Source organism: Oscillibacter acetigenes (genome assembly GCF_025567605.1).
Taxonomy (GTDB): domain Bacteria; phylum Bacillota; class Clostridia; order Oscillospirales; family Oscillospiraceae; genus Oscillibacter; species Oscillibacter welbionis.
In genome coordinates this window covers 99575-123819 of sequence record NZ_JAOQKG010000002.1, presented here as the reverse complement: position 1 = coordinate 123819, position 24245 = coordinate 99575, and the positions used below count along the sequence as shown (strand labels likewise).

General features: G+C 55.5%; 28 protein-coding genes. 2 read left to right on the top strand and 26 right to left on the bottom strand.

What is annotated here, in order from left to right; all coding sequences use genetic code 11:
* Positions 1 to 337: 337 nt before the first annotated feature.
* From hcp to OCV80_RS04470, 5 genes are read right to left on the bottom strand one after another with little or no spacing between them, the layout of a single operon-like run.
* A complete protein-coding gene (hcp, locus tag OCV80_RS04490; protein ID WP_172678065.1) occupies positions 338 to 1936 on the bottom strand; it encodes a hydroxylamine reductase in 1599 nt (532 codons plus the stop codon).
* Between the two features lie 23 nt (positions 1937 to 1959).
* Positions 1960 to 2649, bottom strand: coding sequence for a DUF2249 domain-containing protein (locus tag OCV80_RS04485; RefSeq protein ID WP_267288237.1), 690 nt, complete (start codon positions 2647 to 2649; stop codon positions 1960 to 1962).
* A gap of 4 nt (positions 2650 to 2653) precedes the next feature.
* The gene (locus tag OCV80_RS04480; protein ID WP_134107492.1) at positions 2654 to 2911 is read right to left on the bottom strand and encodes a DUF2249 domain-containing protein; all 258 of its coding nucleotides are present in this window, start codon (positions 2909 to 2911) and stop codon (positions 2654 to 2656) included.
* A 25-nt stretch (positions 2912 to 2936) separates the two neighbouring features.
* Positions 2937 to 3092 (bottom strand): rubredoxin, encoded by a 156-nt coding sequence (locus OCV80_RS04475; protein WP_256151932.1) that lies wholly within the window; start codon positions 3090 to 3092, stop codon positions 2937 to 2939.
* Between the two features lie 33 nt (positions 3093 to 3125).
* A complete protein-coding gene (locus tag OCV80_RS04470) occupies positions 3126 to 3839 on the bottom strand; it encodes an ATP-binding protein (protein WP_256151931.1) in 714 nt (237 codons plus the stop codon).
* An 87-nt stretch (positions 3840 to 3926) separates the two neighbouring features.
* On the opposite strand from OCV80_RS04470, the gene OCV80_RS04465 reads away from it, so the two are divergent.
* Together OCV80_RS04465 and OCV80_RS04460 are read left to right on the top strand one after the other, a co-directional pair.
* Positions 3927 to 4622, top strand: coding sequence for a Crp/Fnr family transcriptional regulator (locus OCV80_RS04465; RefSeq protein ID WP_256151930.1), 696 nt, complete (start codon positions 3927 to 3929; stop codon positions 4620 to 4622).
* Positions 4623 to 5050: 428 nt separating this feature from the next.
* A complete protein-coding gene (locus tag OCV80_RS04460; protein ID WP_110440229.1) occupies positions 5051 to 5839 on the top strand; it encodes a CPBP family intramembrane glutamic endopeptidase in 789 nt (262 codons plus the stop codon).
* Positions 5840 to 6238: 399 nt separating this feature from the next.
* On the opposite strand, the gene OCV80_RS04455 is transcribed toward OCV80_RS04460, so the two are convergent.
* The 21 genes from OCV80_RS04455 to OCV80_RS04350 form a co-directional block, all read right to left on the bottom strand.
* Positions 6239 to 6841, bottom strand: coding sequence for a hypothetical protein (locus OCV80_RS04455; RefSeq protein ID WP_055245636.1), 603 nt, complete (start codon positions 6839 to 6841; stop codon positions 6239 to 6241).
* A 168-nt stretch (positions 6842 to 7009) separates the two neighbouring features.
* The gene (locus OCV80_RS04445) at positions 7010 to 7414 is read right to left on the bottom strand and encodes a hypothetical protein (RefSeq protein ID WP_242857777.1); all 405 of its coding nucleotides are present in this window, start codon (positions 7412 to 7414) and stop codon (positions 7010 to 7012) included.
* A gap of 41 nt (positions 7415 to 7455) precedes the next feature.
* Complete coding sequence (locus tag OCV80_RS04440) at positions 7456 to 8220, bottom strand: YwaF family protein (RefSeq protein WP_055245637.1); 765 nt, start codon at positions 8218 to 8220, stop codon at positions 7456 to 7458.
* The gene (locus OCV80_RS04435; protein WP_110440226.1) at positions 8217 to 8741 is read right to left on the bottom strand and encodes a YcxB family protein; all 525 of its coding nucleotides are present in this window, start codon (positions 8739 to 8741) and stop codon (positions 8217 to 8219) included. The genes OCV80_RS04440 and OCV80_RS04435 overlap by 4 nt, the downstream gene beginning before the upstream one ends.
* Positions 8742 to 9045: 304 nt before the next feature.
* On the bottom strand, positions 9046 to 9603 hold the full coding sequence (locus tag OCV80_RS04430) for a hypothetical protein (protein WP_055245639.1): 558 nt from the start codon (positions 9601 to 9603) through the stop codon (positions 9046 to 9048).
* The gene (locus OCV80_RS04425; protein WP_172678067.1) at positions 9600 to 10454 is read right to left on the bottom strand and encodes a metal ABC transporter permease; all 855 of its coding nucleotides are present in this window, start codon (positions 10452 to 10454) and stop codon (positions 9600 to 9602) included. The genes OCV80_RS04430 and OCV80_RS04425 overlap by 4 nt, the downstream gene beginning before the upstream one ends.
* A complete protein-coding gene (locus OCV80_RS04420) occupies positions 10451 to 11158 on the bottom strand; it encodes a metal ABC transporter ATP-binding protein (RefSeq protein ID WP_449588113.1) in 708 nt (235 codons plus the stop codon). The genes OCV80_RS04425 and OCV80_RS04420 overlap by 4 nt, the downstream gene beginning before the upstream one ends.
* Before the next feature lie 10 nt (positions 11159 to 11168).
* Positions 11169 to 12698, bottom strand: coding sequence for a metal ABC transporter solute-binding protein, Zn/Mn family (locus OCV80_RS04415; protein WP_317258890.1), 1530 nt, complete (start codon positions 12696 to 12698; stop codon positions 11169 to 11171).
* Between the two features lie 113 nt (positions 12699 to 12811).
* The gene (locus OCV80_RS04410) at positions 12812 to 13108 is read right to left on the bottom strand and encodes a hypothetical protein (RefSeq protein ID WP_055245642.1); all 297 of its coding nucleotides are present in this window, start codon (positions 13106 to 13108) and stop codon (positions 12812 to 12814) included.
* Between the two features lie 22 nt (positions 13109 to 13130).
* Positions 13131 to 13526: a Fur family transcriptional regulator gene (locus OCV80_RS04405; protein ID WP_253098894.1), complete on the bottom strand. Its 396-nt coding sequence runs from the start codon at positions 13524 to 13526 to the stop codon at positions 13131 to 13133.
* A 165-nt stretch (positions 13527 to 13691) separates the two neighbouring features.
* Positions 13692 to 13874, bottom strand: coding sequence for a hypothetical protein (locus OCV80_RS04400; protein ID WP_055245644.1), 183 nt, complete (start codon positions 13872 to 13874; stop codon positions 13692 to 13694).
* Between the two features lie 61 nt (positions 13875 to 13935).
* On the bottom strand, positions 13936 to 14502 hold the full coding sequence (locus OCV80_RS04395) for a hypothetical protein (RefSeq protein WP_256264199.1): 567 nt from the start codon (positions 14500 to 14502) through the stop codon (positions 13936 to 13938).
* 132 nt (positions 14503 to 14634) lie between these two features.
* A complete protein-coding gene (locus tag OCV80_RS04390; protein WP_267288236.1) occupies positions 14635 to 15852 on the bottom strand; it encodes a sensor histidine kinase in 1218 nt (405 codons plus the stop codon).
* Positions 15849 to 16550 (bottom strand): response regulator transcription factor, encoded by a 702-nt coding sequence (locus tag OCV80_RS04385; RefSeq protein WP_256264197.1) that lies wholly within the window; start codon positions 16548 to 16550, stop codon positions 15849 to 15851. The genes OCV80_RS04390 and OCV80_RS04385 overlap by 4 nt, the downstream gene beginning before the upstream one ends.
* Before the next feature lie 90 nt (positions 16551 to 16640).
* Complete coding sequence (locus OCV80_RS04380; protein ID WP_256264196.1) at positions 16641 to 17378, bottom strand: hypothetical protein; 738 nt, start codon at positions 17376 to 17378, stop codon at positions 16641 to 16643.
* A gap of 413 nt (positions 17379 to 17791) precedes the next feature.
* Positions 17792 to 18049, bottom strand: coding sequence for a helix-turn-helix domain-containing protein (locus OCV80_RS04375; protein ID WP_055245649.1), 258 nt, complete (start codon positions 18047 to 18049; stop codon positions 17792 to 17794).
* The gene (locus OCV80_RS04370; protein ID WP_110440165.1) at positions 18046 to 19911 is read right to left on the bottom strand and encodes a type IV secretory system conjugative DNA transfer family protein; all 1866 of its coding nucleotides are present in this window, start codon (positions 19909 to 19911) and stop codon (positions 18046 to 18048) included. The genes OCV80_RS04375 and OCV80_RS04370 overlap by 4 nt, the downstream gene beginning before the upstream one ends.
* Positions 19912 to 19913: 2 nt before the next feature.
* Entirely contained in the window at positions 19914 to 20864 is a 951-nt protein-coding gene (locus tag OCV80_RS04365) for a DUF3991 and toprim domain-containing protein (RefSeq protein WP_256264195.1), read from the bottom strand.
* 10 nt (positions 20865 to 20874) lie between these two features.
* Positions 20875 to 22866 (bottom strand): MobP3 family relaxase, encoded by a 1992-nt coding sequence (gene mobP3 / locus OCV80_RS04360; protein ID WP_110440163.1) that lies wholly within the window; start codon positions 22864 to 22866, stop codon positions 20875 to 20877.
* Positions 22854 to 23279, bottom strand: coding sequence for a hypothetical protein (locus OCV80_RS04355; RefSeq protein ID WP_110440162.1), 426 nt, complete (start codon positions 23277 to 23279; stop codon positions 22854 to 22856). The genes mobP3 and OCV80_RS04355 overlap by 13 nt, the downstream gene beginning before the upstream one ends.
* A 395-nt stretch (positions 23280 to 23674) precedes the next feature.
* The gene (locus OCV80_RS04350; protein ID WP_110440161.1) at positions 23675 to 24115 is read right to left on the bottom strand and encodes a hypothetical protein; all 441 of its coding nucleotides are present in this window, start codon (positions 24113 to 24115) and stop codon (positions 23675 to 23677) included.
* Positions 24116 to 24245 lie beyond the last annotated feature (130 nt).

Genomic DNA, 24245 nt, shown 5'->3' with positions numbered 1-24245 from the left:
AGCCTGCAAGTATGGCGGCAATAAGCACAATACATAAAATAAAAATGCCATCCCGTTGTGATCTCATAGTCCTAATCTATCCTTTCTTTGGCGATTGCCCGGTTTGCTGAGGTTATTATAGCACCGAGCCATAAATCTTATGTTAAGATACAGATGCTGGGTTGTTGAAGCAAGCAGTTTTCTTCACTTCTCCGGGTGTTCTGACATGAGAAGTATTATCTGGAGTCGGCGGCGTATAGGAGTATCGAAGCAAAGAACCAAAAAGCAAACGCTCATGAGTGCTTTCAATAAAGGGCGGCTGCGGAGATGTTCCTCTCCGCAGCCGCATTATGGTTTGTCAGCGCTTCAGCAGCACCTTCAGATCCTCCTCCGGCGTGGTGACCGGGGCAATATGAAAGTTTTCCACGAGATAGTTCAGTACATTCGGCGAGAGGAACGCCGGCAGGGTGGGGCCAAGGCGAATATTCTTGATGCCCAGATGCAGCAGCGTCAGCAGGATACACACCGCCTTCTGCTCATACCACGAAAGCACCAGAGACAGAGGCAGGTCGTTGACCCCACAGCCGAACGCCTCCGCCAAGGCCAGCGCGATTTTGACAGCCCCGTAGGCATCGTTGCACTGTCCTACATCCATCAGCCGCGGCAGCCCGCCGATGGTCCCAAGCTCCAGGTCGTTGAAGCGGAATTTGCCGCAGGCCAGCGTCAGCACCACAGTGTCGGCAGGCGTCTGCTTGACAAACTCAGTATAGTAGTTCCGTCCGGGACGGGCTCCGTCACAGCCGCCCACCAGGAAAAAGTGTCGGACGGCGCCGCTTTTTACCGCACCAATCACCTGCTCCGCCACGCTCAGCACCGCGCCGTGGCCAAAGCCGGTCATGACCGTGCCGCCGCCGTTGATGCCGGTGAATGGCTTGTCCTCGTTGTAGCCACCCAGCGCCAGTGCCTTTTCGATGACAGGGGTGAAATCCTTGTCCTCACCGATGTGGGTGATTTCGGGATAGGATACCACCGCCGTGGTGAACACACGGTCGGCGTAGCTCGCCCGTGGAGGCATCAGGCAGTTTGTGGTGAACAGCACCGGCGCGGGGATGTCGGCAAACTCCTTCTGCTGGTTCTGCCACGCCGTGCCGAAGTTGCCCTTGAGGTGTGGGTATTTCTTCAGCTCCGGATAGCCGTGGGCTGGCAGCATTTCGCCGTGCGTGTAGATATTCACGCCCTTGCCCGCCGTCTGCTCCAGCAGCAGCTTCAGGTCGTGGAGATCATGGCCGGTGATGACGATGAACGGCCCCTTCTCCACCGTCAGCGGAACGGTCACGGGCGTGGGTGTGCCATAGCTCTCGGTGTTGGCCTTGTCCAGCAGCGCCATGCACTGGAGGTTCTTTTCGCCGACCTCCATCACGATGGGCAGCAGCTCGTCCATGCCCCAGTCCTCGCCTACGGCAAAAAGTGCTTTTCCGAAGAAGCGGTTTACCTCCTCATCGGCATAGCCCAGTACCATGGCGTGATGTGCATATGCCGCCATGCCACGCACACCGAAAAGGATCAGGGATTTTAGACTGCGCACATCCTCCTGTGCGCTCCAAAGCAGGTGCATGTCATAGTCGTCGTTCCGCCCACAGCGAGAGGTGCAGCTATAGCAGTTGGGCACCAGCCGTGCCTTTTCCGCATGTACCCGGTCAATCAAATCCCGGATAGTCTTTTCGTTAAAGTTCACATTGGTGACAGTGGTGAACAAGCCCTCGATCATCAGCCGCCAAGTCCCCTCATTCGTATCCGGGGCATTATCTACCGCACGGGACAGTCCAACCAGAGCGCCAGTCAGTTGATCTTGAAGCTCCGCCACCTCAGTGGTTTTGCCGCAGACGCCGGCTTTTCCAGTACAACCAGCGCAGCCTGCCGTCTGCTCGCACTGAAAACAAAACATCCTGTTATCCATTGTCGTTCGTCTCCTTCTGCTTTTTAGTTCAGAACCTGCATCTCCGGGTTCTTCTCCCCAAATTTCTCGCGCAGCGCGTTGCAGATATCCTCCCGGGACTTGCCCTGCTTCTCACCGTTTTTAATGAGCTTGTACGCCTGAAACAGCGCAGAGGGGCCGATCTCGCTGCTGAAAAAACCGATGCCCTGATTCCATGCCAGCAGCTCGAACACGTCGTCCAACGCGGCGCTCTCCACACCGTGGATATATGCCTTTACCAGCTCCCGCGCCGCCTGCCGCATCCGGCCCGCACCGACAGCGTTGGTGAGGGACAGCAGCAGCCGCGTTTCGTAGGGCAGTACGCGCTTCTCACTTTGCCATGTGGTCTCCCAAAAATCCACGGCGATCTGCCCCAGCTTTTCATCGATCATGGGATAGTTCAAAAGAGCCAGCGGCTTGAAGGGAGCGGAGCTGTCGCCTTCCTTATTCTCCACACGGCAGAACCAGACATGGAACTCCGCCTCACCCCGCTGCTCGGTGTGGTGCTCGTAGCCCAAACCCTCCATGACAGCGTACAGTGGATGCGGCTCAAAGGTCTGGATGATGTGTAATCCTTCGCCCACCTCCAACACCTCGGCTCGTTTCCTCAGCCCTTCAAAAAAGCTTCCCTGTATATGGCGCACATCCATGGTCTGAAACCCCTGCGCTTTGTCCTTCCAGTTTTCGTAGCTCATACGGTTATTCTCCTTTCCTCACTCGATAAAACCAGACGTGGTATTCGCTGCCGCTCACCTTCTCCGTGTGACGCTCAAAGCCCATAAGAGCCAACACCGGGTACAGAGGGACAGGCTCGAAGGTCTGGATGATATGCAGTCCTTCGCCGTTTTTCAGCGCGGCGGCCTTTGCCTTCAATGCGGGGAAGAAGTCCATCTTTTTGCCCCGCACATCCATCACTTCGAATGTGCCGATTTTGTCCTTCCAGTTTTCATAACTCATAGTCTTTGCCTCTCTTGCAGAAAGCTCACGCCTCCTCGAAGCTGTCCTTTCCCACGTGGCACAGGGGGCATTCAAAGTCCTCCGGTACCTCGCTCCAGGGCGTTCCCGGCGCGATGCCGCCCTCGGGATACCCCGTGCTCTCGTCGTACTCCCAGCCGCAAACGGTGCATACATACTTCATCGTGCGTCTTCCTTTCTTTTTCTAATGATTTTGTTATTCCTCTTTCAGCCGGCCGTCCACCGTGACGGTGACCACCTGCCACGGAATGAATTTCCCGCTCTGCTGGAGCGCTTTTTTCGCCGCCAGTTCCAGCCCGCCGCAGCAGGGCACCTCCATGCGCACGACGGTGACGCTCCTGATATCGTTCTCCCGGATGATCTCCGTCAGCTTTTCGGAATAGTCCACGCTGTCCAGCTTGGGGCAGCCCACCAGGGTGATGTGCCCCTTGATGAACCGCTCGTGGAAGGCGGCGTAGGCGTAGGCGGTGCAGTCGGCGGCGATGAGGAGCCGCGCGCCGTCAAAATACGGGGCGTTCACCGGCACTAACTTGATCTGCACCGGCCACTGGGAAAGGCAGCTCGTCTGCTGGGCTTGCGGCGTTTCCACGGCGGGCGCGTCCTGACGCTGAATATCCCGGGACTGGCTGCCGGGGCAGCCGCAGGACAGGGTCATGCCCTCTTTCCGCATTTTCCGCTGCTTGTTCTCCATGACGGCTTTTTCGTCGTAGGCGGCGGCCTCCCGCTCCACAAAGGTGATGGCCCCGGTGGGGCAGGTGGGCAGGCAGTCCCCCAGCCCGTCGCAGTAATCGTCCCGCATCAGCTGCGCCTTGCCGTCCACCATGGCGATGGCGCCCTCGTGACAGGCGGCGGCGCAGGCGCCGCAGCCGTTGCATTTATCCTGATCGATTTCAATGATCCGTCGTTTCATGTTCAGTCCTCCTGTTGCTTTTGTGCGTTCATTGTACTATACTAAAAGCAACAAGTCGGTTGAATTTTCAACGAAAGAGGACTTTTTATGAAAGAATTTTTTCCGGTGCTCCATACGGCGGCGCTTTTCTCCGGCATTTCCGACGATGAGCTTGCCGCCATGCTCTCCTGCCTTGGGGCAAGGATCGACACCTTTCCCAAAGGCTCCCGCCTGCTCCGCGCCGGAGACGCGGTGGAGGAGGTGGGCCTTGTGCTGGCGGGCAGCGTCCTCATCGTGCAGGAGGATATCTGGGGAAACCGCAACATTCTCTCCAAGGCCGGGCCGGGGCAGACCTTTGCGGAGGTGTTTGCCTGCGCGCCGGGGGCGGTGCTCAACGTGAGCGTGGAGGCGGAGAGCGCGGTGACGGTGATGTTTCTGCGCGTAAGGCGCGTTTTGAGCGTGTGCCCCTCCGCCTGCTCCCACCACAGCCGGATCATCCGCAACCTGCTGGGCGAGTTGGCGGAGAAAAACCTGCGGCTCAACGAAAAACTCACTCACATGGGCCAGCGCACAACGCGGGCAAAGCTGATGTCCTATTTTTCCGCCGAGGCGCAGCGCCGGGGCGGCTACGAGTTCGACATTCCGTTCTCCCGCCAGCAGCTTGCGGATTACCTCGGTGTGGAGCGCAGCGGACTGTCGCTGGAGCTTGGAAAAATGCGGGATGAGGGCCTGCTCGACTTTCACAAAAGCCACTTTCTTCTCAAGGCGCCAGAGACGGGCGGTCTTCCTCCTTCTGCGCGTTAAGAATCTCCCCTTCAAGCCCCCTTTGGGCGTATTGGAAAGTGCGGATACACCGGGCAGAATATTGGGCTTTTACAGAAGGAGAGCGCAACTACGAACCTTCAGAGATTGACAAGGTAGCGTCAGCTCGTACAATCTGATTTGATCATACCCACAGCCGCTTTGGCTGTGGGTATTTTCTATTTGAACTCCAAAAGCTTTGCAGAACTCAAGGAGCCTAATGCCAAATTCAGTATGTCACCAGCTATGAGGAAAACATCCTTTAGAGAAAGGTCAAAACTCAAATGATTCGGCAAGGAAGATGAACAGTGTCCTTTTGCAATGCCGCTTCCGAAAGATTACAACTTTCCCCCTTAACGAAGACTTTAAGTTAAATCTGTTATACTGCTGCAGTCCCCTCAAAAATACAGACAGGAGAAAAAATTGACCGTATGATGAAAAAAAGATATTTCGCTATTCCCATTCTTGCAATCGCGCTGCATTTTTTGCTGTCCAATCTATTATATTTTCTTGTGGAAAGGCTCGTTTTGGATGTTTTTCATATCCCCCCGCAGCAATTTATGAAACACTCATATTGGGGCGAGATTTTGATCTACGCTGTTCTTATCCTCGTATTCTTCACGCTCTATAAACTGCTTTGGAGGAAAGATATAAGCGAACCGCGCACAGCGACAAATTTCAAAGATGTGCTCGGCAGTCTGGTCGTGGGATTTGGCATTTGCGGGATCTCCGGTCTTTGGATCATGCTGGCAGAACAGCTTCCCTCGCTGCAAAAAAGCGTTGAGGCAATGAACGCCGGTGCTGAAAATATTGCCGGCGGAAATGCATTTGGAACATTTATGATTGCGGTGATTGCTGCACCTGTTGTAGAAGAAATTCTGTTCCGCGGCATTGTGCTTCGCTCCATGCGGAAATTCACCCCCGCTTGGGCCGCGATTCTAATATCATCTGTACTCTTCGGTGCTTATCACCTGAATATCGTGCAGGCTGCCTATGCTACCTTCATGGGTATTGCCGCAGGAATACTTTACGAGAAGAAAAAGAACCTGCTGTTTCCCATCCTCGTGCATTTCGCAAACAACCTCATTACTATGCTGCAGGGCTTTGCGCCATCCGAAGTGAATGAACTGATCAGCATTTTCATTCTGATCATGATCGCTCCGGCAGGGTATGTCGTCTGCCGCTCACTTAGGCAGGGCAAAAGAGCAGATAGCGTGTAAGGTTTTTACACAATGTATAAAGCATACAGCGGCACAGAGCAAACTCTCTGTGCCGCTGTTTTTTAGCTTCGTAATAGATTCAGCATGGAAAAAGGAACCGGGGCACAGTAAGCAGCGCCAAAGCCGCGGCAGCTCTTCTTATCTGACCAGGTATTTCCACAGAAATCTGATCCATCTCCATGGTCGCCGATCAAGGAAGCAGGTACACACGGTTGAAATGACCGTCCCCAAGCCTCCAAAGATATTCAATGACCACAGGGCTTGTGTATGAGGAACACAACCCCTGTGGTCAACATATCCAGGACGAATATCCATTATGACGGCAAAAAGCAGAAGCCACGTCGGCGGATCAAAACCACACCTTTGCAGATATTCGACCACGCGCTCCCTTATCTGCTGTTATGGCAGTCGCCTATGAACTGCGCGGTTCGTTGCATCTTCACATATGCCCTTGGAACAGGTGTTGCTCACATATTCGCGTAGTTTTCCGCAGTAGAGCAGTGTGTGCGGCATTCTAAGGAACTGCATCGGCTGTATGATAGAGGAACGTAACTGTTCCGTGCCGTCAACCCGACTTTTTCTGAGAAGCTCTCCGACAAACTCTGAGCAATAATAGCAGCCCTCCTGCTTCCAGACAATATGGAAGTATGCCAGACATAAGCCAATATAGTTGTAGCCGTATTTCCTCCTCCGCTTCCACATCACATCGAGCATTTCTTTGAGTTCTGCGTGTTGTTCTTCTGTGACACTCACGCTCAGAACCAACACCTTGGTTTCGGAAAAACGCTTGAAGGTACCGGTACGGGGCGACTCTATCACAAAGCCGCCCCAAAACGGATTATAGGGATTCCTGCGGCCAAAAGAGTACATCCTCTCTAAATCTCTGGACAGGCTGATGGAGGCGTGGTTATATTCTGCGCCGGTAATTTGTTTAAGGATCCGGGACAGAAGTGTTCCGGTCTGGCTGATTACGATATACAGCTGTTTATTTTGATTGCTCATATGCGTATCCTCACAAGATTATCCACAGTACCATGCTATTGGCATAAGAGGTGCTGCAGGTCTCGAAGAAGTCCGTTTCGACCATGTTAGCGTTGGTGTGCTGGCTGACCCACTTCATGCTCTCTGGCTCGATCTCGAAGCCTCGATGCAGCGTTGGAAAGCCGAGGCTCATTCGGCAGGTCTTTGTGTATACAGCTGCAATTGTTCGACCTTGAGCGTATTCTCCTCGTTGCCGCCGCTTCGGAAGCTCTCCATTTCCGAGCTCCTGATACACATAATAACCTTATCATTGACCTGTAAATCCTCAAAAGAAATCTTTGTAACCTTCTGCGTGGCAAAGTCGCAATAGGCCATAGGAACGGACGAACAGTCGAGCAGACATTCTTCGCCTAAAGTACTTTCATCGACATCGTCCTTTACCGTTATGGTCTGCTTTTCTGTATCGATTTCCGTGATCACTGCGTTGGCGATCAGAAGCGTGTCATCCTTCAATGAACCGCACCCGGACAGGGACAGCAAGAGAGTCAATAAGCACAGAGCGATGTCGATTCCTCTTAAATTTCTATCCAGCAATGTCGTATCCTCCTGTTTTTGCGCTGTGGGACTTATCCAATCTATGAAAAAGACACTTCTTCCGCCCTTTGCGTCAGGCGGGACAACGCACAGACCGCGTACATATAGCCTGCAAGAATCAGCGGTGCCGGTAGCCCGTAAAGCAGCGGTGCCGGGATGATACGCCAAAACAGCTTGAGCACACCGATCTCCGCGCCGTAGGTGAAGAAGTAGTTCGCCTCCGGGCAGAGCGTGAGGCGTAACAGGAGATTGATAAGGTGCGCGCCTACGGCAAGCAAACCAAAGGTCTTGAGGATCCTCGGGATATCCCTGGGGTCGGGGCGGTAAAAGCCCAGCGTCGCCAGACTCAGGCCGCAAACAACAAGGATTGCGTGGGTCACATAGTAGCCGAAAATTCGCGGCATTAACAGCGAAAAGCCGGAGAATAGAGGCTCCGGGAAGAGCAGCGCCATCAGTGCGCCAAGGGGCGCCACAAAGAAGGAAAAGCCCATGATCGAGCGGTTTCTCTTCCACACGCCCAGCGGAATCAGAAACAGATTGATGTTGCACAGGTGCAGCGGCAGCTCATTGAAAATGCTGAAGCCATTGGGATAGTACGCACGGATATACGCTGCGTCCATGGACAGCGAGAGCTTGTAGCCGGCAAACAGCGCGAGATTAAAAAAGCAAACGCCGATCAGATACCGGGAGCGCCGTGCTTCCGGTTTTCCGCGCAGCAGCAAGAATATGAGCAGTACCGCCGTTGCCGTAAGCAAAAGCAGAAGCAAATGCGGCCCGCGAAAGGGCGTAATAGAAAATTCGTTCATTTCACACGCCGGAACGACTTTCCGGTCCTCTCCTCAAGAAATCGTTTGAATTCCTCCACCGTCCCGCCGGTAAGAGTGTGCTTGTCCAGAGGCTGCGCATAGCGTTTTTTCATCAGAAAGATGATGTAGTCCTGCGACTCAGCCAGTGCGTCGATCAGCTCATAGCGGAACGTGGAGGTAGTGGCCGCCGTAACGACGGTATAGGAATCCTCACCGAATGCGACATGATATTCCTTTGTGCCCGCCAGCGCGTTTTTGCGGGCGATCATGCCATTGAATCGATCCTGAAACAGCAGAACGGACAGCAGCATCACCTCTACCAGCAGGGAAGTCACCGTTCTGACATCAAGCGCAAAAGGCTCTCCATCGAATGGAATCAGCAGCAGAGCGTTGATGAAAAAGACGGTCCAGCCGAAGATGGCCCAAATAATGCTTCTCTTTCGCCGCAGCACCCTGCGCATCGCGCGGGCAGCTACGGTCATAGATTGATTTGTGATATCACTGTGAATTTCAAAAGTCATTCATATTCTCTATCGTTGATCATTTCTGTTTTTGCAGCCTGTCTGGTTCCTTGCAGAAGTGTTCCGTCCAGAGCAGGGTATTTATAGATTATGTTATCATAACAGGAATAAAGTTTATGTTAAGTCTGCCTATTCTTTAAGGGGTCATCTCAAATTCAACACACTGCTTTCCTCATGAGAATTTTTCTGCAGCGGGATAAATGACGTCCTTTGTCCGGCTCTTATAAATTGCAGTCAGGCAGCACCGGAATACCTTTCTCCCTGAAATCGTCACGCTTACTATGTATGCAGCGCTATCACGGTATCACGCCAGCCTTGCGTTCACCAGATGGTACCATGTCATCCCGTTTTCTTCATAGGACTGAAATTCACCGATGACGGTGATCTCCGTCCCCAGCTCTGGATAATCGTCTGGGTAGGTGTAATCGCCTTCCAGCACAAACTCCATGCCCTCGGCACAGCAGGCGGCGGCGTCTGAAATGATGCAGGCGTAGGACACCGGGTCAGGCTGTAAAACGCCGTCTGTCACGAGCTGATAGATGGAAAATTCTCCTCTCGCCTTGACGGTCTTGCCGAGATAATGCGCCGGGTCATTGTAGAGCATATTGTAGACCTCGGAGTAGACCATGGTGCTGCTGAGCACCGTCAGATCCACATCCACTTTGCCGGCAGAGGGCTGTGACGGCTTAGATTTCCCCGGCGTTTCCTGTTCATTCGGCGTTGGAATAATCTCAGTCGATGCAGACAATTCTTCATTGGAAGAAGATGCGTCATTTCCTGCGTCCTTTTCGCGGCCTTTCTCGCAGGCGCAGAGGGAAAGCATCACGCAGGCAGCCAGCAGCAGGCAAAAAAGCCGTTTCATCCCGTTTCCCCTCCCCTTGCGCGGCCAAGGGCCGAACAGATCAAAAATGCCAGAATATCCACCGCCACGATGGTAGAACCCACCGGCGTCCCTGCGAGAATGGAGATCAGAATCCCCAGCGCCGCGCAGCTTACTGACAGTACGGCCGAGCAGACCGTCACGGACCGGAAATTCTGAAAAAGGCGCATGGCGGACAGCGCCGGGAAAATCACCAGCGCGGAGATCAGCAGGGAGCCGACCAGATTCATCGCCAGCACAATGACCACGGCAACGATGACGGCGATCAGCAGGTTGTACAGGTCAGCCTTTGTGCCCACCGCCTTGGCAAAGTCCTCGTCAAAGGTCACAGCAAAGATTTTGTTGTAAAACAGCAGGAACACTGCCACGACCACCACGGACAGTCCCGCACACAGCCAGACCTCGCTTTTTGACAGCGTCAGGATGGAGGTGGAGCCGAACAGTGTGCTGCACACGTCGCCGGAGAGGTTGGACGAGGTGGAAAACAGATTCATCAGAAGATACCCGATGGCCAGCGCCCCCACCGAGATCATGGCGATGGCGGCGTCGCCCTTGATCTTCGTATTTTGTCCCGTGCGCAGGAGCAGCACGGCACAGACCACCGTGACGCCCAGCGTCAGGGGCATATCGTCCGTCAGCCCCAGCACAGCGGCGATAGCCATCGCGCCGAACGCCACGTGGGAAAGGCCGTCGCCGATGAAGGAAAACCGCTTCAGCACCAGCGTCACGCCCAGAAGCGACGAGCACAGCGCGATCAACACACCGACAATGAGCGCGTAGCGCACAAAGGGATAGGTCCAGTAGAACGCGAGTTTTTCAAAGATCGCCGTCATTGTGCCGTGCCTCCCTTCTGCCATGCCTGGGGGAACTCGTTCAGGTAGGCCGCCTTGGTGCCGAAAAACACCGTGTCCCCGATGTGCAGGATGTGGCTTGCATATTGCAGCGCCGCGTTCAGGTCGTGGGAGATCATCACAACGGTAATGCCATCCTCGTAATTGAGCTTTTGAATAAGTGCATACATTTCCGCCGTCACCTTGGGGTCAAGGCCGGAAACAGGTTCATCCAGAAGCAGCATTTTTTGCGTGGCGCACAGGGCGCGGGCGAGCAGCACCCGCTGCTGCTGACCGCCGGAGAGTGTCCGGTAGCAGCGTTTGGCAAGGGGTGTGATCTGCATCTTTTCCATGGCGTCCGCCGCCAGTTCCTTCTCTTCTCTGTTGTAGAAGGGGCGGCTGCCGCAGCGCCCCTGACACCCAGAGAGAACGATCTCTCTCACGGATGCCGGGAAGTCCTTTTGGACAACAGTCTGCTGCGGCAGATAGCCGATCTCATTTTTCCTCAGCCCGTCGCCCGTCAAAATTCTGCCGCCGATGGGCATCTGCAAGCCGAGGATCGTTTTCATAAGGGTACTCTTGCCGGAGCCGTTTTCTCCTACGATGCAGAGATAGTCGCCTGCAAAAACCTCAAAATCAAGGTTTTGCAGAACGGGCTTTCCATCGTAGCCGACGCAGAGCTTTTGACAAGTGAGCTGAGCCATCATCCTACCCCCCTTAACCCAGTGCCTCTTTCAGCACGGAAAGGTTCTGCTCCATGGCAGAGAGGTAAGTTGTGCCGTTTGCCACATCCTCAGAGGTGGTGGACTGCATGGAATCCATGGTCAGCACCTTCTGGTTCTTCCCGGCGGTGCTCTGCACAATGGTTTCCGCGAGCTTGTGGTTCTTGCCCTCAATGGTCAGCACGCAGGGCATCTTCAGTTCGTCCACTTTTTTTGCGAGGAAGGACACTGTCTCAAAGCTGGCTTCGCTCTCGGCGGAGCAGCCCGAAAAGGCGGCGTAGTAGCTCAGACCGTAATCGTCCGCCAGATAGCGGAAGGGGAAGCGGTCGCCAAACAGAACGGTCTTGCGCGCCGCGCCGTCCACGGCGGACTGATACGCGCCGTCCAGCGCGGAAAGCTTTTCGATATAGGCGGAGGCGTTGGCGGCGTAGGTATCCTTGTTATCGGGATCAAGCTCCTGCAGGGCGTCGGAGATCGCACCTACCAACGTTTCGGCGTTCTTCAAAGACAGCCAGACATGTTCGTCAGCTTCCTCCTCATGCTCGTGGTCATGCCCCTCCATGTGCTCGCAGATCTCCTCACCGGTCATATCAGCGGGGAAGAAGGTCGGCCAGGAGTTTTCCGGATCAACGATGGCGTCAAAGCTCTCATTGCTCATCCGGATGTGGAAGTGTTCGGCGGCGGCCGGCTCGATCATGTGGTCGTTGAACTCGATATAGACCGGCGCACCGGAGGTTCTATCTACTGCTTCAAAGCGATACATGGCCGCCTTGGTACCGGTAGACCAGTTCTGAATGTAATAGCCGACATACTGATAGTCAGAGCCGACCTTTTTGCCGTCCTCATAGGTGAACTCAATATGGTCGCCCTCGATATCAATGTTGGTAATGTCCGTTTTGTAGCCGTTCTGATAGTAGGTCTTGTACTCGTCGGCTGTCATCTCGCCTTCCTCTGCCATCGCGGCAAACGCGTCATCCAGCGTTCCGTCCAGCGCAAAGGGATAGGCAGACTGCCAGTCGCCCGCCCAGTCGGACAGGCTTCTGTCCTGAACCTCGTCGTCTTCAAAGGTGGAAACTTCCTTGCTGTGGTCGTGGGCATGTTCCGTTTCCTGCATACCCTCAACGGTCTCTTCTGTTTTCACGGAATCGCCCAGCATCTCCAGCAGGTTGATGACCTTCACATTCTTGTTGGCAGCATTTTTCAGGACGCTCTCCACCCAGCCGTCAGACTCACCGCCCACATGGACGAAGAGGTCGCAGTCGGAAATCTTGACGATGTCATCCGCCGTGGGCTGGTAGCTGTGCAGGTCAACGCCGTTGTCCAGCAGCATGGTTAGGTCGGTGTTCTCGGCCTTGTCGCCGAGAATTTCCTTGACCCAGTCGTATTCGGGGAAGATGGTGGTGACGATCTTTAATTTATCGGAATCGGTTTCACCGTTCTCCGCGGCGTTCTTTTTGCCGCAGCCGGCGAACAGACTGACCGCCATGGTCAGCGCAAGAAAGATGGTAAAAATTTTCTTCATCATACAGATAAAATCTCCGAATTTTTGAAAAATAGGCGCAAAAATACAAGGGCAGCGGCAAAGCCGCAAGAGCCTATCCGAAAACGGATAGACTTCGCCCTTGTAAAAGTCCTATTTTAATTTGAAAGCTTTACCTTGAGAGAAACGAGTGTCAGTGTGCCGATCATCTCTGTGCAGGGTAGGATCGCCTTGCACATGGTATATGTAAACGCAGCAGTGATCGCTGCGGCAGCACCGGCAAGCCCCAGAGATTTCAGCAGATTCTCGCAGACGCCGATCTGATGGCAGATGGCGCAGTCCTCGCCGGAGCAGTCATGGTCGGCTTCGACCGCAATATAGATAGCGGAGGACAGCATGACAACGGCCAGCACGGCCGCCAGCAGGCGCGTCATAAAGCAAAGCTTCTTTGTCATGGTCTGTCCTCCCTTCTGTTCGTTATTTTCCCTTGCAGTCCGAGCAGATCCCATAGAGGATCGTGTCGGCTGCGTCCAGCGTGAATTGCTCGCTCTGCGCCAAGTGCTTTGCAAACAGGGCGGCGTTGCTGTCGGCCATGTGAAAGGTTTTGCCGCACTTCACACAGCTCATGTGCAGCGCGCCCTTGCAGCCCTTGGCGTCAAGATACTGATAAAACGCTTCGTGCGACCCACTTTTTGCGCTGCGGCGCACCTTTTCTTCCGCCTCCAACTGTGCAAGGTTTCGATACACGGCGCTGAGGCTGATTTGTTTCTCTGCCAGCGCGTCCGCCATCTGGCGTGCAGTCAGCAGCTCGTCCGGGTGTTCCCCTAAAAAAGCAAGCAGGGCTCTTCGCTGTTTTGTGTTGTAGATTGACATCAGCTGCCCTCCAATATGCGAATTATTCGCAGATATTATAGCATCATTTCCCCCTTTGTCAATATCATCCCGCGATACCGGCGTCTTTCCGACAGTTCAAGAGCCGTCAGCGTCAAAGAAAACAGCGTCACATCAAAGGCTTCGAACCGATGGGCGCTTACGCGGTCAAAGCAGTCTGCGTCTCACGGCATCCTTCACCGGCTCCAGTTCTTTTTCCATCGTACAGGATAGATCCCATAGCAGCTGACATTCCTCGTTATCCTCTGTGGTCAAGCTGCCTAATTCATCCCACCGCAGAATGATTCGATACAGCGTCAGAGCCTCCTGCTCCGTGAGTCTTAATTCCACAAGAGACGCCTCTCTCAGTTGCTTTTCAACGGGAAATCAGCGGTAAACGATACCGTACATTTCATCGCGTCAGCCGCATCTCATTCTCAAACTGCTCCATGGCCTCCTGCCTGCTGGGGACTTGTGCAAGCGTACAGGAAAACGGCTGGCCGAACAGGGGTTGGGACAGTGTCTCCGCCCAATGCGTCAGCACCTCCGGAGTGAGGGGGCGCTCCTCCCGGAGAAAGATCACCCCGTAATAGGGCGGTACAGACGGGGAAAGCAGCTGTGTCAGCGGGACGCCGCTCCGGACGGAGGCGTTGCAGAAATGCATCTCCGGTGAAAAAAGCGGATAGTACAGCGCCCCGACGAACCAGTCCTGTTCACCGCTTCTGAGCCGCCTTGCCTGCTCCAGAAAGTGCGGATGATCCGGGTTATCCGGCTCCACAAACTCACCGTCCAGAATGGTCTGGTGAAGGGCAGGGAGGTTATGGAAATCAAAGTGGAAAAAGGGAGCCTTTCCCGCCTCGTCCTCGGAAAGAGAAAACTCCGCCGCATGGAAAGGTTCCCAGTCCTTGCCGCAGCGGTAATAGCCCCACCAGTAGTTCCAGTCATAAATATGCAGATATTTTTTTGCTTTGCAGTCCATAGATGTACTCCATTCTGACAATGTGGGCACAAGAGGAAATCACGGGAAACTCTCCGCCCGGCACCAGCAAAGATTCTTTCCAGGCCCGTCCTTTTTGCAAGAGGGACGCTCAAAGGAGGCGCGGTGATCTTCTTATCTGCTCACCGGAATGGAGATCTCGAAAACGGCGCCGGTGTCCCCGTTGCGGGCGCGGATGGTTCCCTTGTGCAGGTGGATGATCTCCCGGGTCAGGGCAAGGCCGATGCCGGATTTTCCGCTTTTGCCCATGTAAAAGCGGTCGAAGATGTGGGGAAGATCTTCCTCGGCGATGCCGTCCCCGTCGTCCTGTATCCGTATTGTCACATGCCGCTTGTCCGCGCGGCAGGTCAGGCGCAGCTGGCTGCGGGCATAGCGCACGCCGTTGGATAGGATATTGGTGACCGCTCTGCGCAGCCGGGTATCGTCGCAGCTGACCATAACGGGCTCCTCGGGGAAATCCGGCACGATTGCGATGCCGCCGGCGGCTGCCGGCTCCACGGCGCGTATGCCGTCGTAAAGCAGCTCCCGAACATCCATCTCGGAAAGGGCAAGCTGCTGCCGCCCCATATCGATTTTCGAGATGTCCAGGAGCTCTTCCACCAGCTCCGTCATGCGGTCGCTTTCCTCCAGGAGCACCTCCGCCGCGCTGCCCGTGTCCATGACGCCCGCCTGTATGCCCTCCGCATAGCCCTGTATCGCCATCAGCGGCGTTTTCAGCTCGTGTGAGGCATTCTGGAAGAAGGTCTGCTGCCGCTCCGCTTCCTTCTCAATATCACGGCCAAACCGGAACCCCAGCAGGCACATGACGGAGGAGATCGCCAGCAGCACCGCAAAGAACGCCCAGTTCAGCGTCACGATATATCGGGTGATGGGCCCAATGTCTATGTACATGATATAGGCGTATGGCTTTTCCCAATCGTCCTGCTCCTCCTGCACGGACATGAATATCAGGTGATGCCTGTCCGTTTTGAAGGTATAGCATTGGTTGAGCGATATATCCCGCCCCTTGTAGTATTCCAGCAGTTTTTTCTCCAGCCGATATGCATCCCTGTTCCAATCACTTGATTTATTGGCATTATCCAGCTCTAAAAATACGATGCTGGGCGTAAGGAAGTGTTCCTCCGTGTCATTCCATCCATCGTCAAAAAAGGATCCATCGTCGGTATAGGGGATGGTGCGGTTTTGATACTGTGCCTCGCTGATGAGCGCCTTTTTTGCCTCACGCACAAAGTGTGCAGGTATAATGAGGTTCACCGCCAGCATGAACAGTGCAAAGAGCAGCAGAGCCGAGCAAAGGATCAGGTACACGATCCGCAGCTTGATGTTTTTCACGTGCGCTCTGCCCCCTTCAGCTTATAACCAAAGCCCCAGATGGTGCTTACGCTGACGGTGCTGCCCGCTTGCGTCAGCTTTTTTCGGATACGGCGCAGGGTTTCGTCGGTCACGCGGGTCTCCACCTCCGAGTCGAAGCCCCACACCGCGCTGAGCAGCTCCTCGCGGGAATAGGCCTTTTCCGGCTGCTTCATCATATAGCTGAGCAGCCGCAGCTCGGTCTGGGTCAGCGCCACGATCGTACTTCCGCAAAAGACGGTGTTTTCCGTAGCGGAATAGCGGATATCCCCGTAATGCAGCTCATCCTCTGCCGCCGCCGTTTTCCCCCTGTCCATCTCCACACGGCGCAGCAGCGCCTTCACCTTCATCAGCAATATCGTTGGGCGGAAGGGCTTGGTGAGATAATCGTCACTGCCCTGACTGATGCCCATGACGTAATCCAGCTCGCTGTCCTTGGCCGTAAGCAGGATGATGGGAATATCGGAAACAGAGCGAAGCTCCCGGCACACGGCAAGTCCGTCCGTGCCGGGCATCATAATGTCCAGTATTACAAGCTCCGCAGGCTCCTGACGAAACGCCTCCAGCAGCGCGTCACCGCTTTCAAAGGAGCGCACGGTATATCCGTCGCTTGCGAGGAAGCTATGGAGCAGCTCCCGGATGCTCTTTTCATCGTCCGCCAAATAGATGGAATGTCCCATGCGTCCTCCTTGAAAGCAGCGCCAAATGCTGCGCGTGGGCGCAGCATCGGCAGGATGTTGATTTTATACTATCAGAAAACCGCCTTTCCGTCAAAGGGGGCAGATGCCGCTTTCGCAGCCGGTGTTGCCCCAGATGGAATTGTACAGCTCGCACAGCCGGCTGTCGATCTCCGTAAGACGGTTGTAGTCGGCGATCAGCGCGTCCTTTTCCGCGTCGGTCAGGAAACTCAGGCTGCGGATGAAGGCGGCCTCATCGTAGTTGTCGAAGTCGTAGTCGTCCGGAAGATCAAAGTACGCTTCATCTACCTTGTCCCACAGGTCGGCGTGCTTTTCGCAGACGCGGTCATACTCCTGCTCCAGGGTGTCGATCTCATCCAGCACCTTGGGGTCGGCCTTTTCCAGCGCCTTCTCGTAAAGCGGCATATTGTCGCAGTCGGGCAGCTGAGCGTACAGTGCCTCCATTTGGGCGTCCAGCTCATTCAGCTCCTTGATGTCTGCCAGAAGCGTTTCCTTCTCCGCTTCCGTCAGAGCGTTGGTGCTGCGGATAAATGCCGCCTCGTCAAAGTTTGTGAAGTCGTAGTCGTCGGGCAGGGCGTTGCAGATTTCGTCCAGCTTTTCCCACAGCGCTGCGTTTCTTTGGAAGATGGCGTCGCTCTTTTCCTCAATCGCCTCGATCTGCTCCCAGATGGCGTCCTCGTTCTCGGTTGCGATGGCAGTTGCAGGCTCTGCCGTGTCAGGCGCAGCCGCCAAAGCTGCGGTTGATGCGCCGATGGCAGATACCATCAATGCCAGTGCCAGCATAAAGCTCCAAACAGTTTTCTTTTTCATGCTATTTTACTCTCCTTTTTTATTGTTTGGTTGTGTATCAACCATGTCCGTAGCATACCAGGGATCGTCTTGGATTTCCCCCGCGAAAGTGCAGGGAAAGTGTCACAAATTCGTCACAGCGCCTGTGTTATACAAGGAACACCCACCCGGAAGCCGACCGATGGGTGTTCGTTTCAATCAATTGTGGTGCTGAATTTGCCCGCCCCCGCAAGCATAAAAACATGAGCTTCTGCTCCCTGCTTGTTCTTTCTCTGGCTTAATCTCCGATAGAGTGGGCTGTTCCGGTGGGGTCATATTGAACCCCTCCTCGGTCCAGCAAATAGACGTGATCCTCCCTTGGCGGAACGATACAGTCTTTCTCTTTATTCGGGTAAAGAGGTTGGTATCACATTATGATACCAACCACTTTTGCTTTATTTGAGCGTATAGAGGTTGGAGGTGTTGCTCCCGTTGGGGCGGTATCGGGGCAGCTTGGCAAGATAGCCGTGCTGCTCCAAATCTGCCAGCGCCCGCTTGACGGTGCTGCGGGAGAGGTTCATATCCCTTGCAATCGTCTTGATCCCCGGCCAGCAGCTTCCCGCGCTGTTGGACCGATCCTTGAGATACATATAGACAGATACAGCCCTGGGCGGTAGGAGCGTGTCGGCATAAATGCTGTCAAAGTAGCTCACCGATCCACCTCCTGCCGGGGAAGATTATACGGGGTGCGCTTGTGCGGCATACGGTCATAGTCGATGTCCTCCGCTACCACCATCTCCTGCACGGGCGCGTCGTGGAGCTGCCCCTCACCCTTAACGGAGCGGTTGGTCTTCTGCTCCGTCAGCTTGAGCGGGTACTTCCGCACGATGGCGCGGGTCAGCGCATCCCGATCGGCATAATAGACCTTCCGAGCCACCTGTTCCTCCACACGGTATTCCTCCTCGAAGGTGATGCCCCATTCGAGGAACAGTCGCAGGCGGGTGCGCATGGGGTGGCATCCGGTCTTCTGCACGATAAAGCTGCCTTTTGGAATCGACTTGAGCTCATCCGCCGTCAGCAGGGGGCGTTCCATCATCTGCAGGCTCTGGCTGGGATCGTTTTTCCCGCGGCTCACGGAGCCGGAGAGCACCGTGCGGCTGCCGAGGGCTTTGGAGAAGGCATCTGCCGCCTCACTGTTAGGAGCAAAGCCGCCGCAGATCACATCCTGGCAGTTGTCCATCAGGATGGATGCGCCTTCTTTTCCGTAGTTTTTTACAAGCTGATCCACTGACTGGATGATTGGTACCATCATCAGGCGGCGAGAGCGTCCAGCACTGAAAAGCGGCAAAATATCAAAGGGCGGCATGGTACCCAGCTCATCGCAAAAGAGAATAACACGATTTTTCAGTTTGCCGCCGTTCTCATCCGCTACCGCGAACAGCTCACGGGAGAGATTCTGGATCATCAAGCCAGCCATGAAGTTCTTCGTCTGATCCTCCTCCGGCAGGATGAGAAAGATGGCGGATTTCTCCGCAGCGAACATTTCAGCGTCAATGGCACTGTCGAAGCACAGAATTTGCTCCAGCTCACTATCGAGGAACGAGTTGAGCCGGGACAGCACCGTGGACATGACTGATGCCATCGCCTGCTCGGAGCTGTTGAGTGCGGCGCCTGCCAGCCAGCGCGCTTTGTGCTCGGACGGCAGCTTATCCATGAGCAGTTGGAAACGGGAGCGTCCCCGCGCACCACGCGCCGGCTCCAGCAGATCCTGCACCAGCTTGAATACCGACACGATGTGCCGCCGCTCCTCCGGGTGCTCCTCATCCGGTGGCAGAAACTCTGCAAGCAGCAAGATCGTGGAAGACAGCAAGCCCTCCGCCGCATCGTAGAAGAAGGCGTTCTGCCCGTGGTCGGAGTTTCCCTCCGGGCTGACGATGGACTTGGCAAGGATCTTGGCGTACTTTTCGGCTTTGGCGCGGGCAGCGAGGTTATCCGGTTGCTTTCTGGCGATGTCCATATAGCGGTTGATGAGCGTCAGCAGGTTGTTGCCGTCCGAGCGGGTGGGATTACGCAGGTCTATAACGGAGATATGCTTATAGCCGTAATACTTTTTGGCAATAGAGCCGTAGTTGCGGGCGAGATCACCCTTGGTATCCAGCGCCAGAAAGCTCATGCCAGACGCGCAGGCATATTCAAGGTTGGGATAGAGGAAGAATGCCGTCTTGCCCGCGCCGGAGGCGGCGATCATCAGGCAATGGATGTCGTCGCTGTCCACCAGCGCAGTCAGTTCATCTTTCTTGCCCTTGCAGCCCAGCACCAGCCCCTGTTCTGCGGGAAGGCTTACTCCCTTGCGCCAGTCTCTGACCTTGAACGGCACGTGGGCATAGGTCTGGCGGATCTCCTTATCGGTTGCCCAACGCGCCGTGCCGTGCTGCCCGTCACCCACGGTGCGGGACTTGATGCCGCTGAGAGTATAGTGGTAGGACAGCATAGAGAGTCCACCGATGACAGCGAACATCCCCAGCCCTGCCGCGACCAATATTCCGATGTTGGAGCTTTTGATCGTGTCCCACATTGTCAGCAGAAGGTTTGGCATAGCTCGCTCCTTTCCATGTTGTTTTCCTGTTCTGCCTTGAGATCATCGTTCCAGTCCTTTTGCTGCGGTACGAGTCGAACTGCATTGAGATCGTGTTCTTCCAAAAGCGCAGCCATACGCTCACTGGCGGCATGACCGGCAGCGTCATTGTCCAGGCAGAGGTACACCTGCCGGAGCTGCGGGAGCTGCCGCAGCATCTCCAGTACGGGGATGGAGGATGTCCCGCAGCAGGCCACATAGTTATGCTCCTGCCACCCATCCGGGAAAAGGGAGATGTAAGAGAGCAGGTCGATAGGGGCCTCGAAGACATAGAGTGTGTCATCGCCGCCGAGATAGTGAAAGCTGTGCTGCGGGTCGCTGCCCTCAATGTTGCCGCGATAGCTTTGCCCCATGGTATACAGCCCACGCTTATGCCCGTGACGGGGAACGCCGTGTTCATCGAATCCGACGAACACGGCGTTGTGGTATTCCTTTGTCCCGTCCTTGGATCTTTCACAGCTCTCGTAGATGAGCCTCTTGCGCACAAAGGAATTGAGTATCTCGCGGTCGATACAACGCTTTTGCAGCAGGTAGGCATACACACGGCGCATGGACTCGCTCTGCGGCGGCAGTACGAAGGGCTTTGCAGGCGCTGGCACCTTCTCCTTTGCCGCAGGGTAGCTTCCGCCGAGATCATCGCCGAGGAGCAGAGACATGGCGTCCGGGTAGCTGAGTCCATAGAACTGCTTGACGAAGCTGATGGCTCTGCCGCCCTGCTCGGTGGCGTGATCGAACCACTCGCAGCCGCGGATGGTGATGCTGTGGTCGCTGGCAAGGCGTTTGTCCCTGCCGGATGTGATGAGCTTTTCTCCTCGGCGGCGGAGGAACTCCTCCAAGTCCACCGACGCGGCTCGTTCTTTCTGCTCGGTTGTAAACGGAATGTACTTTGACATAGTCCCTCCCTTATTGTGTCTGTTGCGTCAGTCCGCGATCCTCATGGTCATCCGCCTTGTGTCCCATCGCCATACGCTTCTCCTGCAATCTGCGGCGACGCTTCTTGTCGATCTGCATTCCTGCATAGATGGCAGGCTGGGCGGCGTTCTCGCGGAATATGCGGCTCATCTGATGGAGCATCCGAAGGATAGCGGTTCCCGCCGCCGCACCGGAGAAGTCCTCCTGATGGTCAATGAAATATTGAGCGTAGGTGTTGCCCTGTGCCGCTGCCTGTGCGAAATAGCGCAGAGCTTCTTCGCGGTCTGCTTTTACCTCCTGTCCCAGCAAATAGAGCTTTCCCAGCGTGTATTGGGCAAACGAATTCCCTTGCGTGGCAGAGCCCTTCAGAAGCTGAATGGCCGCATCTATATCCTTCGGCACACCTTCCGCGCCGGTGAGCAGCAGCTTGCCGAGCCGGTATTGCGCGTATGGATCGTTCTGCTCCGCTGCCTGCCGCAGCCAGTGAAGGGCCTGCGGGAATTGCTCCTGCTCCAGCAGCAGTTTGCCCAGCGCGTATGCGGAGCAAGTATTTCCGGCCTCCGCCGATTTTTGAAACCACTCTGCCGCCGCTTTTCGGTCAATCGATATGCCAAGCCCGTCCTGATATGCCTTTCCCAACTGGTGTGCCGCGATGGTATAGCCCTCCTCCCACAGACGGTGGAGTGTGACCAATCCCATTGACTTCTCGCTGGGATCTGCGTCCGCAGCATCTAATACGCTTTTTGCTCTGCGGTAAAACCGAGCCCGCTGATGGATCATCCGCTCCGCACTTGGATCTGGAGGAACAGGCGGTTCTTCCGGCTCCGGCTCATCCTGCATGGCATCATCCTCGAAGGTGAAGTGCATCTCCGAGAGGCGGAGCGTTTCCCGGATGACCATGTTGCGCACAGTCTTGAACTCCTTTTGCTGCGACAGCGGTACACGCTGCGGCGGTGTCTGATTATAGTCAGTGCAAAGCTGCTCTCGGAGATCCTGCCATAGAGCATAGGCGGACGACACCCGTTCGTCCTTCGCCAGTTCGTCCACGATCTCATCCACGATGCGTTTGACACGAGGCGGCAGATAACCGTAGACCTTTTTGCCGCTGATTTCCCGAAGCCGCTGGGCGAGATCTGTCACCAACAACTCCAGCTTATCGCTTTGCAGAGTACCGGTTGCCATCTGCCCGATGAGCGTTGCCATCCGTGCTTCCGCTTCCTGCCGGAGCAGGCCGCGCTGTTCGTCCTTCTGCTCATAGATGTGCAGGCGGTCGTTCCGGTAGATCGTGCTGACCAGCGCGGACTTGATGCTGCGGATACCCTGCCGGGAGAGGTAGCCCTCCTTCGGATCGGTTGAGAAGAGCACCATGTGAACATGGATGTGCTTCTCCTTTTCGTGCATAGCTGCGTACCAGCGAAGGCGGTCCGGGTGGATCTTATAGCCCTTGGCGATGTCCGTGATAGATGCGTTGATGAACTCCTGCCAGTTTTTAAGGTCGGTATAGCCCAGCCGCTCCGCGTTCTCACGGGAGAGGGAGATGACCGGCGTCCACACATTCCCCGTGTGCCGCGCCACCTCTGCCACGGCATTCTCCAGCGACGGGACCTTGCCATGGGCATCCCACAGGCCATGTTCGCCCAATGCTTTTACGCCGGGACGGTTTGCGACATAATCCAGATAGTTTTCCCGGCCATCCATGGGCTCGATAAAGTCCTCGTGGATCTGCGCGATGAGCGCAAAGGCAGTCTGCCGGTTGGGTGTGTTTGCATAGTCCTCATGCTCCGGCAGCTCCCTTGCCTCCGGGAAGCTGCGGAGCAGACGCCGGATGTACTGCTGCTGTTTCTTTGTAACAGGAAGATGGGCATTGTCATCCTTGAGAAGCTGCACACCTTCGCGGGTGGCGAAGTAGCGGGTGCGATGGGCCAGCCGAGCGGCATCTCTGCCGCCCTTCATGTATGGAGAGATAAATATCAATCTCGCCATGTGTCATCCGGCAGCTGCCGTTGGACATCCTGGGCATCCTCGAACCTGATCTGACCATTGGTGCGCTTTACCTCGTCCACCACATACCCGCGCAGGGCGCGGCGATCCTCCATCGTATCCCGGAAGTGGGCGGCGATGGTGTGCGCCATGATGCCCTGCTCTACCGCGCACTTGAAGAGAATGCCGTTGGTGCGGTTGGTGCTGTCCGCGATGATCCCGCGCAGCGTTGCCACCAGTGCGTCCGAGAGATACTCGGAGGTGTCCTCTGTTCCCAGATAGCCCATGTAAAAACGGACCGCCTTTTCAATGAATTCGCTGCGACTCCTGCAGTTCGCCTCCTCCAGCCATGCGTCCATGCGGCGAATGACGCTGGGCCGCAGCCAGATCGTGGTGCATTTCTTATTGTCCTCCATTTTTCCTCCTTCCTTCCGCTGCCATCGGTCAAAAACGCCGGAAAGCCCTGCAAACGCTGCACTCCTCCTGCGGACCGACATCGGTTCATCTTGACAGAGCCTCAAACCGACATTGGTTTGTGACCTGTGAAAAAGCCCCGCACTGCGGGGCTTTGTGGACAGCCCGCGGTCGCTTCCGACTGCGGGCGTTTATCTTGTGCTTTTATCGAACAGGTGGGTTCCCAGCACAGTTCCCCATAGGAGGGGCGAAAGCGGGGGCAAACAGCGCCGATGCCTGTCCGGGGTGCAGGGATGCCACCCTCGCCCCCAAAGCCGCACACAGCGGCTCACAGGGGGCATAGCTGGCGAAACAGAGGAGCCGCCCTCCGGTGGGCGGCTCCTCCTGTGGGGTGTGGTCAGCTGACCGGCTCCATCCAAGCCTGCTTTTCCGCCGGCGTCTTTTCGATCCAGTCCAGCAGGTTCTGATACTCCTCCAGCCACTTTGCCATCTCGAACAGCCTCGTCCTGGCGTATGCACTGTCTGTGCGCAGAGTTGTTTCAAACAGATCCCAGATGTTATCCAGCGTTTCAAGGCCGCTGGCATTCATGGGCAGTTCTTCCTCCGGCAGCACATGTGTCACCGTGCCATTTTCTCCCGCGGCAAGGATGGCCGCCTGTTCACGCTCCAGCAGTGAGGCGACCTCCTGCGTGTCACTTACGGGGATGCCCCACACCGTCCCAATGTGGGAGATGCACTCTCGGTGGAGCTGCACATCTGCGGTGGGGTGGAGCACCAGCAATGCCAGTCCCTCTTTTGCGATATTCATCTGCAGTTCCTTTGCGTTATCAATTGTCATGCTTGTTTCCTCCTGATTTTTGATTCGGGCAATGCCCGTGCAAACACAATGGCACGGCGCAGGGAGAAAAGCTATCCACGAAAAGCAACAAAAAATCCATGGCCGGTTTTGTGAAAAGCCAATGGAAACC

Excerpts from the sequence above, each read along its gene's own strand:
- OCV80_RS04435 (WP_110440226.1), bottom strand. The coding sequence starts at position 8,741 with ATGACTTTTGAAATTCACAGTGATATCACAAATCAATCTATGACCGTA.
- OCV80_RS04395 (WP_256264199.1), bottom strand. The coding sequence starts at position 14,502 with ATGGACTGCAAAGCAAAAAAATATCTGCATATTTATGACTGGAACTAC.
- OCV80_RS04350 (WP_110440161.1), bottom strand. The coding sequence starts at position 24,115 with ATGACAATTGATAACGCAAAGGAACTGCAGATGAATATCGCAAAAGAG.
- mobP3 (WP_110440163.1), bottom strand. The coding sequence starts at position 22,866 with ATGGCGAGATTGATATTTATCTCTCCATACATGAAGGGCGGCAGAGAT.
- OCV80_RS04470 (WP_256151931.1), bottom strand. The coding sequence starts at position 3,839 with ATGAAACGACGGATCATTGAAATCGATCAGGATAAATGCAACGGCTGC.
- OCV80_RS04415 (WP_317258890.1), bottom strand. The coding sequence starts at position 12,698 with ATGATGAAGAAAATTTTTACCATCTTTCTTGCGCTGACCATGGCGGTC.
- OCV80_RS04430 (WP_055245639.1), bottom strand. The coding sequence starts at position 9,603 with ATGAAACGGCTTTTTTGCCTGCTGCTGGCTGCCTGCGTGATGCTTTCC.
- OCV80_RS04465 (WP_256151930.1), top strand. The coding sequence starts at position 3,927 with ATGAAAGAATTTTTTCCGGTGCTCCATACGGCGGCGCTTTTCTCCGGC.
- OCV80_RS04355 (WP_110440162.1), bottom strand. The coding sequence starts at position 23,279 with ATGGAGGACAATAAGAAATGCACCACGATCTGGCTGCGGCCCAGCGTC.
- OCV80_RS04380 (WP_256264196.1), bottom strand. The coding sequence starts at position 17,378 with ATGAAAAAGAAAACTGTTTGGAGCTTTATGCTGGCACTGGCATTGATG.
- OCV80_RS04475 (WP_256151932.1), bottom strand. The coding sequence starts at position 3,092 with ATGAAGTATGTATGCACCGTTTGCGGCTGGGAGTACGACGAGAGCACG.
- OCV80_RS04365 (WP_256264195.1), bottom strand. The coding sequence starts at position 20,864 with ATGTCAAAGTACATTCCGTTTACAACCGAGCAGAAAGAACGAGCCGCG.
- OCV80_RS04460 (WP_110440229.1), top strand. The coding sequence starts at position 5,051 with ATGATGAAAAAAAGATATTTCGCTATTCCCATTCTTGCAATCGCGCTG.
- OCV80_RS04420 (WP_449588113.1), bottom strand. The coding sequence starts at position 11,158 with ATGATGGCTCAGCTCACTTGTCAAAAGCTCTGCGTCGGCTACGATGGA.
- OCV80_RS04425 (WP_172678067.1), bottom strand. The coding sequence starts at position 10,454 with ATGACGGCGATCTTTGAAAAACTCGCGTTCTACTGGACCTATCCCTTT.
- OCV80_RS04440 (WP_055245637.1), bottom strand. The coding sequence starts at position 8,220 with ATGAACGAATTTTCTATTACGCCCTTTCGCGGGCCGCATTTGCTTCTG.
- OCV80_RS04480 (WP_134107492.1), bottom strand. The coding sequence starts at position 2,911 with ATGAGTTATGAAAACTGGAAGGACAAAATCGGCACATTCGAAGTGATG.
- OCV80_RS04410 (WP_055245642.1), bottom strand. The coding sequence starts at position 13,108 with ATGACAAAGAAGCTTTGCTTTATGACGCGCCTGCTGGCGGCCGTGCTG.
- OCV80_RS04370 (WP_110440165.1), bottom strand. The coding sequence starts at position 19,911 with ATGTGGGACACGATCAAAAGCTCCAACATCGGAATATTGGTCGCGGCA.
- OCV80_RS04405 (WP_253098894.1), bottom strand. The coding sequence starts at position 13,526 with ATGTCAATCTACAACACAAAACAGCGAAGAGCCCTGCTTGCTTTTTTA.
- OCV80_RS04385 (WP_256264197.1), bottom strand. The coding sequence starts at position 16,550 with ATGGGACATTCCATCTATTTGGCGGACGATGAAAAGAGCATCCGGGAG.
- OCV80_RS04455 (WP_055245636.1), bottom strand. The coding sequence starts at position 6,841 with ATGAGCAATCAAAATAAACAGCTGTATATCGTAATCAGCCAGACCGGA.
- OCV80_RS04485 (WP_267288237.1), bottom strand. The coding sequence starts at position 2,649 with ATGAGCTACGAAAACTGGAAGGACAAAGCGCAGGGGTTTCAGACCATG.
- hcp (WP_172678065.1), bottom strand. The coding sequence starts at position 1,936 with ATGGATAACAGGATGTTTTGTTTTCAGTGCGAGCAGACGGCAGGCTGC.